At 51.3% G+C, this 17,618-nt stretch carries 21 protein-coding genes and 1 tRNA gene; 4 read left to right on the top strand and 18 right to left on the bottom strand.

The window, feature by feature from the left end; genetic code table 11:
• Positions 1-4 precede the first annotated feature (4 nt).
• The 4 genes from pheT (at position 5) to JWG88_RS17135 (ending at position 3,266) form a co-directional block, all read left to right on the top strand.
• On the top strand, positions 5-2,446 hold the full coding sequence (gene pheT, locus JWG88_RS17150) for a phenylalanine--tRNA ligase subunit beta (protein ID WP_205235026.1): 2,442 nt from the start codon (positions 5-7) through the stop codon (positions 2,444-2,446).
• Position 2,447: 1 nt separating this feature from the next.
• The gene (locus tag JWG88_RS17145) at positions 2,448-2,738 is read left to right on the top strand and encodes an integration host factor subunit alpha (RefSeq protein WP_205235025.1); all 291 of its coding nucleotides are present in this window, start codon (positions 2,448-2,450) and stop codon (positions 2,736-2,738) included.
• A gap of 17 nt (positions 2,739-2,755) precedes the next feature.
• A complete protein-coding gene (locus JWG88_RS17140) occupies positions 2,756-3,112 on the top strand; it encodes a MerR family transcriptional regulator (RefSeq protein ID WP_205235024.1) in 357 nt (118 codons plus the stop codon).
• Between the two features lie 77 nt (positions 3,113-3,189).
• A tRNA-Pro gene (locus JWG88_RS17135) sits at positions 3,190-3,266 on the top strand.
• Positions 3,267-3,445: 179 nt separating this feature from the next.
• On the opposite strand, the gene JWG88_RS17130 is transcribed toward JWG88_RS17135, so the two are convergent.
• The 18 genes from JWG88_RS17130 to JWG88_RS17045 all read right to left on the bottom strand — a co-directional run bounded on the left by JWG88_RS17130 (position 3,446) and on the right by JWG88_RS17045 (position 17,561).
• The gene (locus tag JWG88_RS17130) at positions 3,446-3,946 is read right to left on the bottom strand and encodes a hypothetical protein (RefSeq protein ID WP_205235023.1); all 501 of its coding nucleotides are present in this window, start codon (positions 3,944-3,946) and stop codon (positions 3,446-3,448) included.
• A 222-nt stretch (positions 3,947-4,168) separates the two neighbouring features.
• A complete protein-coding gene (locus JWG88_RS17125; RefSeq protein WP_205235022.1) occupies positions 4,169-5,113 on the bottom strand; it encodes an HD-GYP domain-containing protein in 945 nt (314 codons plus the stop codon).
• Between the two features lie 14 nt (positions 5,114-5,127).
• Positions 5,128-5,442, bottom strand: a complete 315-nt coding sequence (locus tag JWG88_RS22220) for a DNA adenine methylase (protein ID WP_353740690.1) — start codon at positions 5,440-5,442, stop codon at positions 5,128-5,130.
• 98 nt (positions 5,443-5,540) lie between these two features.
• Positions 5,541-5,891, bottom strand: a complete 351-nt coding sequence (locus JWG88_RS21990) for a DNA adenine methylase (RefSeq protein ID WP_205235021.1) — start codon at positions 5,889-5,891, stop codon at positions 5,541-5,543.
• A gap of 151 nt (positions 5,892-6,042) precedes the next feature.
• Positions 6,043-6,273 (bottom strand): hypothetical protein, encoded by a 231-nt coding sequence (locus JWG88_RS17110; RefSeq protein ID WP_205235020.1) that lies wholly within the window; start codon positions 6,271-6,273, stop codon positions 6,043-6,045.
• Positions 6,270-6,764: a DUF4376 domain-containing protein gene (locus JWG88_RS17105; protein WP_205235019.1), complete on the bottom strand. Its 495-nt coding sequence runs from the start codon at positions 6,762-6,764 to the stop codon at positions 6,270-6,272. The genes JWG88_RS17110 and JWG88_RS17105 overlap by 4 nt, the downstream gene beginning before the upstream one ends.
• A 10-nt stretch (positions 6,765-6,774) precedes the next feature.
• The gene (locus JWG88_RS17100; RefSeq protein ID WP_205235018.1) at positions 6,775-8,139 is read right to left on the bottom strand and encodes a hypothetical protein; all 1,365 of its coding nucleotides are present in this window, start codon (positions 8,137-8,139) and stop codon (positions 6,775-6,777) included.
• Between the two features lie 9 nt (positions 8,140-8,148).
• A complete protein-coding gene (locus tag JWG88_RS17095) occupies positions 8,149-8,715 on the bottom strand; it encodes a phage tail protein (RefSeq protein WP_205235017.1) in 567 nt (188 codons plus the stop codon).
• Complete coding sequence (locus tag JWG88_RS17090; protein ID WP_205235016.1) at positions 8,712-8,972, bottom strand: hypothetical protein; 261 nt, start codon at positions 8,970-8,972, stop codon at positions 8,712-8,714. The genes JWG88_RS17095 and JWG88_RS17090 overlap by 4 nt, the downstream gene beginning before the upstream one ends.
• A gap of 9 nt (positions 8,973-8,981) precedes the next feature.
• Positions 8,982-12,365 carry a hypothetical protein gene (locus JWG88_RS17085; RefSeq protein WP_205235015.1) on the bottom strand — a complete coding sequence of 1,128 codons (3,384 nt, stop codon included), beginning with the start codon at positions 12,363-12,365 and terminating at the stop codon, positions 8,982-8,984.
• The gene (locus JWG88_RS17080) at positions 12,362-12,727 is read right to left on the bottom strand and encodes a hypothetical protein (RefSeq protein ID WP_205235014.1); all 366 of its coding nucleotides are present in this window, start codon (positions 12,725-12,727) and stop codon (positions 12,362-12,364) included. The genes JWG88_RS17085 and JWG88_RS17080 overlap by 4 nt, the downstream gene beginning before the upstream one ends.
• A complete protein-coding gene (locus tag JWG88_RS17075) occupies positions 12,724-14,475 on the bottom strand; it encodes a hypothetical protein (RefSeq protein ID WP_205235013.1) in 1,752 nt (583 codons plus the stop codon). The genes JWG88_RS17080 and JWG88_RS17075 overlap by 4 nt, the downstream gene beginning before the upstream one ends.
• Complete coding sequence (locus JWG88_RS17070) at positions 14,451-14,765, bottom strand: hypothetical protein (RefSeq protein WP_205235012.1); 315 nt, start codon at positions 14,763-14,765, stop codon at positions 14,451-14,453. Before JWG88_RS17070 ends, JWG88_RS17075 begins: the two co-directional genes overlap by 25 nt.
• Positions 14,762-15,223 carry a hypothetical protein gene (locus JWG88_RS17065; RefSeq protein WP_205235011.1) on the bottom strand — a complete coding sequence of 154 codons (462 nt, stop codon included), beginning with the start codon at positions 15,221-15,223 and terminating at the stop codon, positions 14,762-14,764. Before JWG88_RS17065 ends, JWG88_RS17070 begins: the two co-directional genes overlap by 4 nt.
• A 6-nt stretch (positions 15,224-15,229) precedes the next feature.
• Positions 15,230-16,276 (bottom strand): phage tail tube protein, encoded by a 1,047-nt coding sequence (locus JWG88_RS17060; RefSeq protein ID WP_205235010.1) that lies wholly within the window; start codon positions 16,274-16,276, stop codon positions 15,230-15,232.
• A gap of 16 nt (positions 16,277-16,292) precedes the next feature.
• Positions 16,293-16,727 carry a hypothetical protein gene (locus JWG88_RS17055; protein ID WP_205235009.1) on the bottom strand — a complete coding sequence of 145 codons (435 nt, stop codon included), beginning with the start codon at positions 16,725-16,727 and terminating at the stop codon, positions 16,293-16,295.
• A gap of 4 nt (positions 16,728-16,731) precedes the next feature.
• Positions 16,732-17,145 (bottom strand): gp436 family protein, encoded by a 414-nt coding sequence (locus JWG88_RS17050; protein WP_205235008.1) that lies wholly within the window; start codon positions 17,143-17,145, stop codon positions 16,732-16,734.
• On the bottom strand, positions 17,142-17,561 hold the full coding sequence (locus JWG88_RS17045) for an HI1506-related protein (protein WP_205235007.1): 420 nt from the start codon (positions 17,559-17,561) through the stop codon (positions 17,142-17,144). The genes JWG88_RS17050 and JWG88_RS17045 overlap by 4 nt, the downstream gene beginning before the upstream one ends.
• Positions 17,562-17,618 lie beyond the last annotated feature (57 nt).

Raw genomic sequence — 17,618 nt, 5'->3', positions numbered from 1 at the left:
TACTATGAAGTTCACCATTGACTGGTTGAAGAACTATGTGGATTTGGACGGTCTCTTGCCGGAAGAACTGACCGACAAACTTACCATGCTCGGACTCGAAGTTGAAGGGATGACCACTCTTTTTGAAGAATTGGCCGACGTCAAAGTGGCCAGAATCCTGGAAGCCGTGCCCCACCCTAACGCCGACACGCTCCAGCTCTGCAAGGTTGCCGTAGGCGATGAGCAGTATGAAATCGTCTGCGGGGCACCCAATGCCCGTGCAGGGCTGCTCACTCCCGTCGCCCTGTCCGGCACCGTCTTGCCGGGCAATTTCAAGATTAAAAAATCCAAGGTTCGCGGCGTGGTTTCCAACGGCATGCTCTGCTCCGAAAAAGAACTCGGCCTCAGTGAAGAATCCGACGGCATCATGGAACTGCCTGAAAACCTGCAGCACGGCGATAGTTTCATCCATGCCATGGGGCTCTCCGATATTCAGATAGAGGTCGATCTGACGCCCAACAGGGCCGACTGCGCCTCGGTTATCGGCATCGCCCGGGAAGTCGCAGGCTTTCGCGGCACCGCCCTGAAACTGCCACTTGAAAACGGTGCAATCTCCAGGCAGAGCGAGGAGTTTTCGGTGGAAATCGAAGCCCCTGACCTGTGTCCCAGATATGCCGGCCGCCTGATCAGAAATGTCACCATAGGGCCATCTCCCTGGTGGCTGCAGAGAAGGTTGATTTCCATCGGCCTGCGGCCCATAAATAACGTCGTCGATGTCACCAATTTCGTCATGATGGAATACGGCCAGCCGCTCCATGCCTTCGACTTCGATACGCTTGAAGGCGGCAAAATAATCGTCAGAACACCGCGGAGCGATGAACTGAACTTTGTCACCCTCGACGAAAAAGAACGTAAGCTCGACCCGGAAATGCTGATGATTTGCGACGCTAAACATCCTGTTGCCGTGGCTGGTATCATGGGAGGCATGAACTCCGAAGTCAGCGAGACCACAACCAATATCCTACTGGAATCAGCCTGCTTCAATGACATATCGATCAGGAGAACGGCTCGAAAATTGAACCTTGCCTCCGACGCTTCCTATCGCTTCGAGCGCGGGGTTGATCCGGAAGGAACCATCAATGCCATGAATCGCGCAGTTCAACTGCTGCTTGAACTAGCCGGCGGCAGCTGTCCGGAAAGTGAAGGCATAGATGCCTATCCCGGACGTAAACCAGCAAAAACGCTGGCTCTGCATATTCAACGGTGTAACGAACTCAACGGCATCGAGCTTTCCAGAGCCCAAATCGCCTCGATGCTCGAATCTATCGGCATCCATTGCGAGAATCCTGATGAGGAGACCCTGCTGGTTACTCCTCCAAGCTTCAGGGTGGATATAGAGCGCCAAGCCGACCTGGTCGAGGAAGTGGCACGGCTCTACGGTTATGACAGGATTCCGGTATCGCTGCCAACGGTCAATCTGAGCTATCCCGAACAGGACCCCGCCAGACTACTGCGTCTTGAAACCAGCGACATCTTCGCCCGTCTCGGCTTTTCCGAAGCTATCAACTACAGCTTCTCCAGCAGCGATCATCTCGATATGATGAACCTTACCGCAGATGATCCCAGACGCAAACAGGTGGAACTCCTTAATCCCCTGAATGAAGAGCAGTCGGCAATGCGCACCATGCTGATCCCCGGACTTCTTGAAAATGTCGGCAGAAACATCAGATTTCAGAAGACCAGCCTCAAGCTCTTCGAAATCGGCAAGGTATTCACCCCTACGGAAGAGAATCTCCAGCCTGTGGAAAATACCAGATTGGCCGGAGTGCTCAGCGGCAATATATACGGAGAATTTGACCCTCTCTACCATAAGCAACGCAATGTCGATATCTTCGACGCCAAAGGATGCATCGAATATCTTCTGCAGGCCCTTCGTCTCAATACGACCGCCGCCGATAATATAGTTTCTTTTGAAATTCTTCAAGAAAAAGAGCCTTTTGTCGAAAGCGGCCGGCATCTCTCACTGTTTTCTGATAAAAAAGTTATCGGAAGTCTTGGCAAACTCAGCGATGATGTGGTAAAAAGTTTCGGCATCAAGCAGCAAGTGTACTTTTTCGATATCGACTTCGACATCCTCTGTTCACTGACTGCCTTGCCCAAGTCCTTTTCCCCACTGCCGGTTTATCCTTCGGTCAAGCGTGATATCGCGCTGGTGGTTGCAGACAATGTCTCCGCCGGAGAACTCCTGCAAAGTGTACGCGAGAGCAGGGAAAAGCTCATTGAGCATAGTGAAATTTTTGATATTTTCAAGGGTGGCAAAATACCTGAAGGGTATAAGAGCGTAGCGCTCTCTATCACCTACCGCTCACCCAGTAAGACTTTAACTGAAAAAAATGTGGAAAAAGCCCATTCAAAGATCGTGAAAACACTCACCGATACCTTTGGCGGCCAATTCCGTGAGGCATAGCATGGACAAAAATAATCTTACCAGAAAAGAACTGGCCGAGGCCGTTGCCGGCCAGCTAGGCTACCCGCGCTCCACCTGCGCAGATATTGTTGACTCCCTCTTTGACAGCATGAAATCCTCTCTGACCGGCGGTGAACCCATCAAAATCGTGCATTTCGGCACATTCACCCTGCGCGATAAAAACCCCCGCAACGGCAGAAACCCGCGAACCGGCGAATCTATCTTGATTAAAAAGAGAAAGATGGTAAGCTTTAAGCCAAGCAAGAAACTGAGAGAGCAGATAAACGATTAAAACCACATCATTATAGGATGGGCTTCAATATTCCCGATAAACTCTATTATAAAATCGGTGAAGTTAGTAAGCTGGCCGAAGTGGCGCCGCATGTCATTCGATACTGGGAAACGGAGTTCAGGCAGATCACTCCGAAGCGGGCCAACTCCAATCAGCGGCTCTACCGAAGGGAAGATGTCGAACTCATCCTCAAGATTAAAACCCTGCTGCACACCAAAGGCTATACAATCGCCGGCGCCCGCAAATATTTAAAATCCGGCGAGAAAGTTACGACGCATGCACCACAACCAGCCCCGGATGACGCAAACCGGAAATTAGGCAGGATAAAATCAGAGCTTCTTCTGTTATACAAACAACTTGAACAAAAAAAGTGAGCAACTGTATAGGCAATCTCTACAAACAGTTGACACACTACCAAGCTTCTGTTAGATAAGCAGCAGAGTAAATAGGTCGGGATGTAGCGCAGTCTGGTAGCGCACCTGAATGGGGTTCAGGGGGCCGGAGGTTCAAATCCTCTCATCCCGACCAGCAATTTCAAGCACTTACAGTTCAAATACTGTAGGTGCTTTTTTGTTTTTGCACCCCTTTTGCACCCATTTATTACAATATCTCTATTTTGGGTGTAGCGCGTCGCGTAAAATCAGAATTTTTTGCAAATGAGCGGAGAATTTTCTTTTAGTTATGTAGCGCGAGTGAGCACAAAACTATTATTTCTTCAGCGAGCTGATTATATTCTCACAACTAGAAATTAGATATCGATTATGTTGAATCATCGACTCTAATACCTCATATCGCCCTTGACCCTGGAATCTCATATTATTTGGAACTTCTTGGTTTAACCAAGACATCATCTCTTTGAGCAATTCGTAATCACTAATCAGTTTGATGATATTGACTGCCACCTCACTTTCAAACAGACCAATCTTTTCTAAGGAAGAGTTGATAAAAATCAAATCGGCCCCTCTGCTTATATAGATTGTGCCAAGTCCTCTTTTCCCATGATCTAGAGCGGCCTGTATGATGTGGCCGCATTGTTTATTGGCATATTCCAACTCTGCCTTTAAGTTATCAAGCTCTGCAACAATTCCTGTCCTGATGATTAGTTTTTGGTTTTTGTCGTCTCTTTGCTTTAACGCAACCATTCCCGAGAAACTTATCATCCCACCAACAACTGCACCCGCTAGAGCCGCCACCAAGTTAGAATCCATAATTAAGTCTCCAGTCTCAATAAGAAATATTTCTGTGAACTATTAGCAGGTTAAAGAATAATTTAAAATCAGTAATTCTGTTTTTACTTTTCATTTGTGCTAACGTTTGGACTCAATGAATATCTCAAAGACACTGTAGCGCGCGCCGCGAAGTTCATTGTGGCTTAAAAAAATGTAGCGCGGCGCGAGGTTGGGAACCAATTCACGCAAACCATTTTCGCATCAATTAATCGCTTGCTTCGCCTTTTCAAATAGCGGTGCCACTTTGAGGAAGGTTTCAACCAAAATTGGATCAAAATGCCTTCCCGATTCCTGCTCGATATAGTCCACAGCCTGATCATGCGGCCATGCTTTCTTGTAGACTCTATCTGAGGTGACCGCATCGTACACATCACATAGAGCAACAATTCTTGCGGATAGAGGAATTTCCTCACCAGCCAATCCGTGAGGGTACCCGCTCCCATCCCACTTCTCATGGTGACTTTCTGCAATGCTCTGGGCAAGCGTAAGATAGCTTTGTTTTCCAACTCTTTTCCTGAATTGATTGTCGGCCGCAAGTAATATCTCTGATCCCAATATCGTATGCCTTTTAATGGTTTCAAATTCTTCCTCAGTCAGGCGGCCGGGTTTGATTAAGATGGCGTCTGGAACGGCAATTTTTCCTATGTCATGAAGGACGGACGCGTTCATTAAATCTTCGATATATCCGTCTTGACACATGATATATCGGCCATAACGGGATTCTTTCAAAGATTCAGTGAGGATTTCTATGAAGGCCCGTATACGCAATAAATGCTCAGCTGTCTCAGCATCCCTATATTCAGCCAGTGAGGCCAGTGCCTCGATTGCGACAGTTTGTGTCATCTTCAACTCGAATCGCTTCTCTTTCATGATTTTTATATCAAGAAAAATAAGAAGACAGCCTAGGCTCACCATGAAGGCAACTTCGATTAGTGTGTGAATAATATCTTCAGTGGTCGCAAAAGGTAAGTGATGGTGGGAGAAGATACCAAAAATCAATTCTCTAAGAATTGGTGCAAAAACGAGAACAGAAAGAAGCAGAAGATATTTGAAGTGTCGTTTCTTTAAATATGTTGAGGCAACAGGCCATAAAGTCCTTCGCATGAATTGTCCCTGGGATACTCCCAGGATTTCGCCATCATTCAATTTTTTACTCCATTTCATTCATTTGATATAAGCAGTTCGTTTCTGAGCTTGCTTCTCGTTTTTCCCTTTGGGCTAATTGAATACTTCAATTGAACGTTCTCAATTTTAAATTTTTTAAAAAGAGACTTTATCTCAACCTTATCGTTAATTGTCATTAAAAATTTACCTTTTATATTTTTCAAGACGTGATAAAGGTCATGAAAATCCTGCTCGGTGAAGTCATGCCTATAACCAGGTATATTCCAGTACGGAGGATCCAAGAAAAACAGCGTATGCTCCCGGTCATATCTGGGGATGAGATCGCGGAAGTCCTTGCATTCGATGATCACCTGGGCCAGGCGCTGCCATGACTGCTCCAGGATGGTTTCCAGGGTAAAGAGATTGAGCCTTGGCTTGCCGGTGGTGGCAGTGCCGAAGGTCTGGCCGGTTATATGGCCGCCGAAGGCTGTTTTCTGAGATATAGATATCTCGCTGCGCGTTGAATATCCGTGAGCGTATCGGCGTTGACTTCCTTCTCCCGCTCAAACTCCGCTCTTGATACCAATGAATATTTGAACTGCCTATAAAGCTCTTCAGGATGGTTTTTAACCGTCCTATATAAAGTCACCAAGTCCCGATCGAGATCGTTGAGCACCTCGACCTTTGATGGCTCTTTGGCAAAGAAGACGGAGGCACCGCCTGCAAACACTTCGACATAGCAGGTATGCTCCGGAAACTTCGAGATGATGGTTTTAGCGAGTCGTGATTTTCCTCCGAAATATGGTACTAATGCTCCCATTTTATTCCTTTCTTTTTATCAGGCCATCTGCTAGATTCGCTCCCCGTGCTACCACAGCATCGGGACCGAAGCAGGTGTACCTGTGGACTACCTTCCGTGTTCGCGCACGGTTGGCTGGTTCGGGGATGTTGGTCGCATCCCCGGTCCCGTCCTACCTCCAAACAGCGTCCTTGCCCTCATCCTCCTCGATCGATTCCCGGCAGTGATTTCTGTCAAAGCCATGCAACACCCGGCAAAGCAGCTTCCAGAGACCTCCTTTCCCGGCGCGTACCTCCTTTCCGGCTCGTGAGGATATGGTCTCATCCGGATCGCCGCCGATCGCCGCATTAGCCAGCTGATCAACACCTATGAGGATATTTTTGATATACTGCTTCAGCATCATTCAACCGAGTCCCAGGTGATGGCTTTGATCTGCACTTCGGTCGTCGCCTGATCGATGGCGGCTTCCTTGGCCCATTTGCGCTGATAGAGGGTCAAACCATGTTCCTGAATCTCGTTAATGATGATCTGCAGATCAGCTACGCTTACCTCAGCAAAATCGTTGTTGTGCAGGCGGATGGACGTCCCCGCCAGGCTCTTGCGAGTGCAGTAATCCAGCAGTTCCTGGAAGTTGTCTTTATCCTCTCGCTTGCAATCGACCTTTATACCAAGTGATGTTGTCAAACCGGACTTGGGCGCTATCACAAATGCCTGTTTGATCTCATTGACTTTATCCTGTTTACGCTCCAAAAGGGTTTTCCACTGATCCGGCTCGTTCCCGCCTTCCCGCCAGTCTAGGAACTCTTCCCAGCCTGTACCATTTTCAATAACATATGTTCCCGGATACCTTATAACAGCTGTCCGCTCTTCGTTGGCCCATTTATATCCAATCATATTAACTCCATCAAATTTCAGAATTCGCTTTCCAGTAGAAAATAATGCCATCAATATTTGAGGCGGCTCCATGGAGAACGCTGAAGTTTTTATCTGTTTGGTTCCTCACTCCGTGGGATGGAGTAATATTGTGAGTTTGTGATGTATTTCTTGTTTCCGTAATTCTGTTGATGTTTCCATCAAAGTCGGAAAGTGTTACCTCCGGGGCTCTTATCTTCCGTTTGTTAAAGACCACATGTTGCCGTATAAACCTTGTGGTATCTACGCCGAATTCTTGCCAAGAATATCCTTCTTCATAATACAGAGTGCATATATCTCTTGTCTCCTGCTCATAGGGCCGTCTGCATGGCAGTTCCTTTTCCCCCGCATGGATTTTTATTTCCGCAAGATCAAAAATGCCCGACTGCTGGCCAAGCCCATTAGTCCTGGAATCGAAGTCAGAGCCTGCATCGAACCAAAACGTTATCTGATTGTATGACTGATTACCTATTGTCTTGCCGCTTACAGAGGGAAAATCGATGAAGACAACTCGTTTATCCCAGGCTACCGGCAATTCGACGAGCTGAGCCGAGATTCCTTCAACAGCAACACTTCCACCGCTGCCGAAGTTCTGCATGCCTTCAACGGCGATATTTTTCACAGCATCTGCAGCGCTATGAAAGACAACAGCGACCCGCTTTCCGGAGTATTTAGTGACATCAAGCACCCGGTGCACCTTACGTACATAATTGGCTACTCCAGCAACCGAGGTGACAACGGTCCGTGAAAAGTATTTAGGATTGCCGGGTACTGATATCTGGCCAGGTGTGAATACCTGCCTGCTGTGTTCTTTGGTGGATCCTGAATGCTCGTTTGAAAAACGGCTGTCGCTCCCATAGCCTGAGCTGGTCTGAACCGTGTCATAATCCCAGATATCAAACGTCCCATTAATACAGTCATTCTCCACGACACCCTCAACCGGTTGAGCCAGAGGCCGCAGATCTGCGATCCTAAGAACCCCCGCATTATCAGAATCAATCAATGCCAAAGGCAAATAATCACCGGTAGGCGGAACATTCGACACCTGCAGCTGCGGTGTATCATCTATATAGATCCAGTTGAGCTGCTCTTCTCCAGGCAGAGCAGCACTCAGCCCCAGTGTATCCTCGGGAAGCGAGAAGTAATCTCCCGCAAACCGTCCGGTAACCGCCGACACATCGACAAGCAATCCACCGGCGTCGGCTACGACTCCACCAGCCTCAATGCGATTGGTCGACATAAGGGCGGCCAGGGCAACCTCATTGATGTACTCGTTGGCATGCCCCTCATCGTCCCAATTGGGATCACCGGGACCAATAATTCTCTTCTTCAGTTTTTCTGTATAGCTGTTCGCCATGATATACCTCTATGAAGATATGGTCAGGACCCAGGTCAATACCATGGATTCACCTGTCTCTTTATTCTTCACCGGGTAAACGGAGCGGCACAGCATCTGCCCGGCCGATGGTGAATTAAATATGGCCGCTTCGGTAAGCGCCCCGGTGCCGTCTCCGGCCGCCCAGGTGCAGGTATAGGTAATTTTATTGGCATCGGAGTCTGTCCCCTGGACAACGGAATCCAGCTCGTTACGGTCAAGCTCCGTCTGCAGGGCCGTATCACTTGCCAGGGCTGCGGTGGTACCGGTGCCGACAGCCATATGCGACATGGCCGCCTGAGTCCTGCCGGAGAGCTGATCGGCGATATGATTTTTACCGGCAGTGGTAACCAGGTTGGGATGCCAGCCGCCATCCCGGACCGCCCCGGTTGCCTCATCGACGAAGAGAAAATGCACCCGTCCGATCGGCTTGACGCTGCCGCCCAGGGCGGTAAAATACTCCTTCAAATTCGTCCAGGAAGAGCAGACCAGCAGCACCGCACTGCAGAAGAAAAAAACAGCTGCACGGCATCTGTTGAATATGGATTTAACCTTCATTTCGAAATGTACCCCCTATCTGTTAATAATGATGGCTCAGGCGAAAACGCCAGAAAAACCCGACCGCATTTCGGGCAGGCAGAATCATGCGGTACGGAAGCACCGGCCAGAGGCACCAGGTTATCCAGCCCGGTACCGCCGTTTTCCTTCTTCATATAAAAAACATGCTCCCTGCACGCCGTGCAGAGCACCTTGACCGCAGGCTGTTTGGTAATGTTCAGGACATCCGTTGGAAATATCCGATTCAAAAGCGACATAGCCTCTCCTTAAATGCCATACGGCGTCCGGCCATAGCCGCTGCCGATGCTGCAGCCGTAGCCGCTGCTCATATAGAGATCGTCCGTTACCGTCACCTCGGCCAGCTGCAGGGCGCTTAAAGCCATGAGCAGCTGCTCGAAGATTATCGCCCGGTCCGGATTCTTCTGTTTAAATTCGACCACGCCGCCATAGGGAGCAACGCCATACCCTCCGGAACCGTAACCGTAGCCGCTCCAGAACTCCTTAGCTTCCTCGATAATGATCGTATCCTGCAGCAACATGTCCATATCAAACAACGGCGGCTTATCGGAGACAGTGGCACTATCGGCCAGCTGCTTCTTGATATCCATCAGAGTCTGCAGTGTATCGGACAAGGCCACCTGATCAGCCCTGGTGACATTGAGCCGGACAAACAATTCCTCCAAGGCCTGCATCGCCTCTTCAAAGGTATGAGATTCAAAAAACAAGAATGTAATGGTATCCAGCACGGAGACGGCATCAGCCAGATTGTAGCGCTTGACGATGTAATAGAGGTTCTCCGCCACAATACGCAGCAGGTTGATCTGGCCGCGCTTGCCCGAGCCGAATACCCGGTTCACCGAGCGCACCAGCATCGGTACCTTCTGCATGCGGTTGAACAGACTGCTTACATGCAGGGCATCTTCTTTTTCCAGCTCGAAAAGATCAAGATAGGCGTTGAAAGTATAAAAAGAAGAGGGCTGAGCCAGCTCCTCGAGGAGATATTCGGCAACAGATGCAGCCATGGCCTCCGAGCCGATCAGATCAAAGTTCCATTCTCCTTCCAGCAGACCAAAACGCTGAATCGAAGAGGCTCTTTCCCGCATCACCGAACCATGAAAACCCGATGAGTCATAATCGCCGGAGAGCCAGTCCTTTTTATAGTAAAGCTGAATGCGGTTAGCCAGATCACGCACCGGCTGCCGGACAACCTCGATCGATTTAAACTCCAGATCATCCTGGGTCAGCTCCTTAACAGGTGCAGCATCCACACCCTTTTTAAAAGCCAGTTTAAAACGCCCGTGGTTGGAAAAGAGCCGCGACCTGGTTTGATAACAGATCTTCTTGATTGCCTCGCGGATGCTCAGTTCCGCATCCAGCATACCATCCAGGCGGTAGGCCCCGGCGGCATAAAGAGCAGCGGTCTCATCAAAGCTTGCCGCATCAAGAGCAGATGGCGCCACACCGCCCTTATCCTCAAGCAGCTGCCGGATAGCCCGATCCGGCAGCGCCCGTGTCGCAGGCCCTACAACCTCGGCCGTCACTTTGTTGGAAAAGACCGTTTCCTTCGGCGCAAATTCAATATGAAAATAGGCATGCTGGATCTGGACTTCCTTGGCCTCACCCGAGTCCGCATTAACATAGATCAGGCGTATTTCCCGCCCGGTAAACCAGCTCCAGCTGAAGTTGACATGATCGGTTATATCGACAATATCGGTGATGGATCGGGTGGCGTTGTCCTGGCTATAGATATTCAGCGGGCGGTTTCCGGTGATCAGGCTATTGACATCATCGTCCGCCTTGATGGCGTTGCCGTACTTGTCGACACTCTGATCGTATACATCACCGGCAGCTGTACGGTCGGTATACACCACGGCCGCTTTAGGATTAATTTCCTGCGTGGCGTGCCAGACCAAATTGCACGAACTGAGCTTGAATTTATATTTGGAATACCCCGTCTCATAAGACCGAGCGTAGCGGATATATCCATAGCCGACGCTTCCTGAACCGCTGCCCAGATATATTTTCGTCGTACCCGCCGAAGTCGGCATCGAAAATGTGCGCCATGCCCCGTTTATATACATGCGGAAGGAAAGCTCCGGCGGGTCATAACTTGCAACATAATAATCCAGGGTATATTCCAACCATACCCCGTTATTATTCGGATAGTTCGGAAAGGTCACCTTATCCGACTGATAACTACTGCCCTCGATCCATTGCCCCAGCGGGAAGCTGCCGATACCCGTGGAAATCTCATTAACATTATTGCTCAGGGCATGATCATGATCGGGTGAGTTACTGTCAAAATCAGGATCCGAGTAATAATGCCCATGGTCATACCCTTTCTTATGGCTATGCGGATGATCGATATCCACATCCGCCTCAAGATCTACATAATCCTCCGGATTCGGTCGGGAGAGCCTGCGCACATTGCCGATGCCCGATACCCATACCTGCACGTAGTCCGATTTAAAGACACCGCTGGCCCAATGCACAATAGAGAGATAGGCCTTCATGATCGGCCCGCGATCGGGATTGACGGTCTCCTGGCGCAGGGCCAGGATGTTGGCACCCTCTTTTATGGTCGCGGCCGTCGCCACCTTGTCATTATCGAAGGCGTAGGCGGGATGCAGCGCCGTGTTGTTATCCGGCACATGGTCAAACTGCATCTCCAGAAAACGGGTGGCCTTGGAGAAGCGCTCCACATAGGGCGCCGTCTTAAAAACCACCCTGGCCGGATCGAGTTCAGGATGCACCGTATATATTGAAGACGGTGGCTCAATGCCTTCGATCTTCACGTTTTTGATGGACTCAACCGGCCCCTCGCAGAAGATAAAGGTATGATCGGTGATATGCTCAACCACCTCCGAATTATGCAGATGCTGATCCTTTTCCGAACTCCAGCCGCGCTGCACCACCACCAGGCTGTTGGCGGAAAAACCATTGTAGCGGATCAGCTCCTCGTCTATCTGCACCGTGCCGGAGCTGTGCAGGCCGCTCTCGCTTAGTTCTTCCTGCACCGGCAGCAACATGGTGGTACTCAGCACCGAGCCTTTCAGCGTCAGCTTCACCGGCGCTCGGGCATACAGAGACGGCACCGGGCCGGGAGCGCCCAGCAGCAGCGGAATGCCCTTGCCGATATCGCCATCCAGCGCATACGGCCAGTCCGCTTTTGTCAGTTTGCGGCCGAGCGGCCGGTTCAGCCTGATTGGCAAACCGACCAGGTCGAGTGTCAGCAGCCGGTTGTTTTCGTCAAACTCAATAGGGTCCTGGACCAAAAAAGTATCGATCAGCGCCTTGTCATCCTCGCTCAAGCCCACGAACCACTGGTAGAGATCAACCTCGATATTCTCGGGATGTTCGGCCAGAAAATAATCGGAGAAGGGCGCCTCTCCACCATTCCATAACGAAATGGAGACCTGGCGGATCTCGGCACTCTCTCCGGCCCTGTCATCACCGGCAGTATCCTGCAGCTCCCCCCAGTCCTCCACCAGGGGCAGATAGGTATTCGATAGTCCCTGGGCAGGCCCCAAAGGCTGATCGGAGACAAAGACATCGCCAGCCCCAGGGAAGTGAAACACCAAGAGCTGCCTCGGCCGCCGAAAGCGTTTGATCTTCTCAAGATTAAAATTATAAGAGAGATCAGACCTCATCCAACCACCTCAAGCTCAAGCTCCCCGGCATAGCGCTGGTAGGAGGTCTCGGAAAAATCGGCGGGATTGCTGCGCATGATCACCAGCATCGACTCGCCTGTCTCATCATAAAAGGTAAACTCCAGCCCGGCCCCATAGACGATATTGTCATACCAGTCGCACAGCGCCAGCCAGTCTGCCACCGGCAGATTCTTAAAACGCAGGATACGGCTGCGGATGGTGATGCCCAGATCCTCGGTCCTGGTGGAACCGCCCGCCGATCTGCTCACCGCCTGCAGCCGCTCGGCCGGTTTGTTCACCGGATACCGGATCCCCTTGGAAAACTGGAGCTGCTGCGCCCCTAAAACAAAACGTGGTTTCATGACCGATCCTTTATCCTGCTCTGCTCACTGCTGATATCAACAACATCCTGCCTGCTCATCTTGCCATTAAAGTTGTTATTGATGACGGTTGCGCCGCTCTGCCTCTGGCTGTCCTCATACACTTCTTTAGCGCTCTTGTTGGGATCGGTATTGACATATGGCGTCGATGATTGCGCCGCCTGGGCGCTGCTGCTCACCGCCTGCAGCTGGCGCAATTTGGCAATGATGGAATCGACCTGGCTGGTAATGCCGGAGCCATCCAGACTGGCGCTGATGCCGATATGGGAGCCGTCCAGAGTTTGAATTTCGATGCCGAGTTCCTGCAGCTGATTCAAGCCTGCCGTGGTAGTGGCAAAGAGCTCGTCAACCAGGGTGGAAGACTGCACCTGTAGATTATCCATGGCGATGCCCGCCATCTCTTCACCCTCCGTCCAGGCCTTCTCGGAGAGCTTGCCCAATTCACCATACAGCCAGTTCTCAATCGCCAGCACATCGCCGCCAGCCTTCTGCCACCGGGCTGCCTTCTCCACCAGGCTGCTGGCCTGCTGGTTGTAGTAGGCCTCGGCACCGATCCCGGCCTCCTCATACATCTGCCGTTCGGCAGCGGCCTGCTCTTCGGCCTCTTTTTGCTGTTGCTTGAGAAGATCCGTCTGTTTCTGCTGGATACCGGCAATCTCAGCCATCTCGTTTTTTTGAGAGCGCAGATTTTCAAGCACCTTTTCAGACTGAGGTTCACCGTCTTTCCACAGCCCGATCATAGTCTCCCAGGTCTCCTTCATATGCTCCATGCCGAGATCGGCAGCCGCCTCGGAATTGTCGCCGATGGCCTTGGCTTTTTCGGCCAGTCCTTCAAAAAGACCGCCGATCAGGGGAATATTGCCCGCCAAATCAAGCGATCTGCTTTGCCAGTTTGCCAGAGAGGCAACGCCACGATTAAACGTCGCTCCGATCCCGGTGAAAACGGTTTCGACAATCATGCCGGTAGAAAGAGTGATATTGCCGACAACAAGCAGTGCATCATTCCACCTGGCCTTGTAACGCTCCAGCTTATCCGCCGCCGTATCCTGCTGGTCGCCAAGTTTCTCGGTCAGTTCCTTCCCGGCTTTCAAGGTGGCATTCATAAAAGCCTGCTTACGTTCCAGATCCGTCAGCTGCGTGGCCGTCTTATTGATGCTTTGGGCATATTCCTCATTGGCCTTTTCTACATCCAGAATGATGCCCAGGTTATCCAGGATCATCTTGGACTGCCGTCCGACAGCCAGAGAGATATCTTCAAACGCCTTGACAGTGGTCTGCCCGGTCATTTTCGCGGTTGCGCGTGCCACCTTCATCAGCTCGGTCACCTTATCCGGAGCAATGCCCATCATCATGGCGGTACCGGCATTGCGTATCAGGGTCATGGTGTCGATGGTATGGCCGCTGGCCTCTTTCAATGCATCGATAATCTTTTTTGAGTTGACGCCATAAGATGCAGCCAGCGATTCAAAAGAGCGCTGTTCCTGCCTGGCCTTAGCTGCGGAGTTGGAAAGATTCCAGGCCTGGGCCATGGCCATAATACCCGCGACTATGCCAACCCAGGCGCCCCTAACCTGCTCCCAGGCGGACTGGATACGACCGGCCGCGCGGGTACCCGCCTGCTCAGTCTTATGAAAGGCCTCTTGAGTGTCCTGGGAAAACTGCTTTACCCTCAGCGTCCCCTTGTCGTCGACATACAGCTCTATGGCTACTCTGGCTTTGCTGTTTGGCATTGTTTCTCGCTGGCGTCTTTTCTCATCAAACGGTGCAGGGCGATAACGCACCGTCGGTATTTGCGGTAGTGAAAGGAGGGAATTGCAACATCCTTTAATGCCTGGTTAATGGCATCATGATCAAGCTCACCCCAGATGCAGGCCCGGTCATATAGCTGCAGGGCAAGATTGACCTCCTCATCCCATCTCTTCACCGGACAGTCTTCACAATCCGGCTCGATCTCGTCTTCTATAAAATTCGTTCCGCACTGGCGGCAGTTCACCCCTGGATAATCCAGGCTGAACCTCACCGCTTCCAGAACTTTTTTTCCAGCTGCTCCTCCCGTTCACGGTTGAGCAGCTCGATATTGAGGCTGACATTCTGCAGCCAGGTCTTAAAAAGAGGCGACCAGGTGATGAGGATCCGCCGCGCCTCCGCATCAAAGGCAATCTCTCCCTCAGCCTTTCGCAGCTTCTTAAAATCGCTAATCAACACCAGCCGCCGCAACTCTTTCACGGTCAATCCCTGCCAGCCGCACACCACATAGGCCCCGAAGAGCTGCAGATATTTCTCCTGGTTGAGCACCATCGTCTTTTTCATAAGGGCTTCATCCCATACCGGCTCGGTGGCTTCCTGGACAAACTCCTGATGCCTGTTGCCCAGCGGCCTAATATTCACCTTAAAGGTTGCCGAGCCGGGGAAGGCCACCAGCACCGGCGGCTGTTCTTCCCGCGTATCAACCAGGTATGTCAGAGTAAGCTTTTCCATAGTTATTTAAGCCAGCGGATCCGTGGTCCTGGTGTTGGTTGTCTCGATACGCAGCGGTGCAACCAGCCCGGTCATCCCGGCAGGTGCAACGTCCGCTCCGATCGCCCGTAGGTTCATGGAATAAGGGATCTTGCCGGGACCGGACACCGGCGCCTCCGGATTATCGATCTTCAGATTGGAAAAGAGGATCCGAAAAGAATATTTATGGGCCCCTTCGATGGTCTTACCGGTAAAGGTGATATCCATTTTCTTGCTCACCGTGTTCTTCCAGTCATCGAAATAGATGTCATTCTCGCTGTTGTACCTGGGAAATTTCAGCGCCAGCGAACAGGCGGGAAATCCATTGTCAGCAGGTTCGTCCACTCCCTCCTGACCCGCCACGAAATCGGAGTCCATCGGCCGGGTAAAAGTCAGCTCAAACGAAGATGGATGAAGTTTATCGGTATCGAGAAGCTCTCCGGCAGCCTGATCGTTCATCCTGAACACGGTATCCTTGTTCATGATGATGCGGTTTTTCTTCAGCGCCGTAACCTGCGCCATGGAAGCGGCCGTATTGGTCGCCGAAGCCCGGTCCAGGGTATCGCAGATGGCGTCAAAGCTGATCTTTACCGGCTTGTTCATCTCGCCGGAAAGCTTAAATCCATGCAGCTTGACCGCCGGATATTCCCAAACCTTGTCGGTCAGCTTCTTCTGGGCCAGGGTGGCAAACATGCCGTCGATCTTCGAGGCCAGGTCATAGGTGTTGCTATAGGCGGTAGTGAGCTCCAATTGGGTCGGCGCCCCCGATATTCCCATAATCAATGCCAGCCACAGATCAAAGCCTTCATAGCGCATATAAGCCTCGATATTGCCGGAGACATTCTCCACACCGGCATCCGCCTCGGTTATCCATTGCTGCCCGGCCGATTCGTCAAGCTCCAGATCCATGCCCACCTTGATATTGTCGGCAAGTATCAGCACGCCTTCCCCGACAGCGACGGCCACCGGTGTATGCCAGCTATCAGCTTTGGCCAGGCCGCATATGGTCTCCCGTCCGGTAATTTCTTTTGTCATGATTTATGTCCTTTGCTTAGCTGTATCGTTCAAATTTCATCACCACCGGCAGCATGACGATGTCGAGATTATCCGTTGACAATATTTCCGACTCCCCCACGGAAACCGGCAGGGCCAGATCTATTCCCGCAGGCAGGGTATCCACCAGCAGCGCGATCACATCCTTGGCCATATCGAGCACACCAATCGAGCCGGTCGAATCATCTCCCATGATGGAGGCCTCGCTTTTGGCCAGCTTCACCTGCAGGGAGAAAGAAAGCTGCAGCGACTCATCGCCCTGATCGCCTGACTCAAAAGCAAAATTGATGCCGCCGTCCTTTATACCAATAGCCGGATAGCTCCCGGAATTCCTAATCAGCCGCAGATCCTCGGTCACAAAAACATCCCGGTCCTTTATGTAGCCGATGCCGGTGCGGATGGTGGCCCTGGTGGATTCGATTAGCTGCTTCATTGCTTTAATAACCCTTTAAACTGTCGCGGGAGAAGATGCGCTCACTGCTGATCACCTGGGCTTCATCGCCAGCCACCGGAGTGGAGGCGCCCAGGCTTATCTCACCGGCCACCACTTTCTCCAAAAAGGAAATATGGTTGTCATACTTCTTCTGCCAGTGCTCCGGAGGGCCGTTGCGCCGGGAATACAGATTGACAATGGCAATGTCCGCCGCCACATGGGTGAGGATTTGCACGCCTTCCACCAGGGGCAGCGAGTATTTTGCCGCCAGATAACTGTCAATCTCCACATCGGCCGCTTCCAGCGCCGCATCGATCACACTATTGACAACACTGCCGGTATCGGCATCATCGCTAAGCTGGATCAGGGTCTCCTCATCCAGCTTGTTTTTCAGATCTGCCAGGGTGGCGTAGCTCATTTCTTGCCTTCCAGGTAGATTTCATAGGCGGTATCTCGATCGGCTGCAGAGATATCCTTCAGGCCGGATATCTCCTCCAGCGCATCTATCTGCGGCACTCCGCTTTTGGTCCAGTGCTTGGCGTTTTCCTTGTCCTGGTCAAGCTGCAGAATTGCCCGGACAAGCTGCGTCGAGATGGATAGGGCCGGGTATCCTGTACCGCCGGTTGCCTTCGGTTGCTCAGGAGATTTATTCTCTGGTTCACTTTCACTTTCTGCTGTACCGCCTTCAATCAAATCAACGACCAGCATATTCTCGGCCAGCAGCGCCTCCACTTGTTTTTCACTGAAAAAATCATCCGCATACTCACGCGGCTCCACCGTATGCGCCATGCCCGCCCGGCGAAAGCCGTTTTTCAAACTGCGTATTCTGATCATGATGTCCTCTCTTTCGTTTGTGTTAAAAGAAGCAGGCTAAAAGCCTGCCCCTTCAAA

The organism is Desulfopila inferna, from assembly GCF_016919005.1.
Lineage (GTDB): Bacteria > Desulfobacterota > Desulfobulbia > Desulfobulbales > Desulfocapsaceae > Desulfopila_A > Desulfopila_A inferna.
This window is presented reverse-complemented; position numbering and strand designations above follow the sequence as displayed.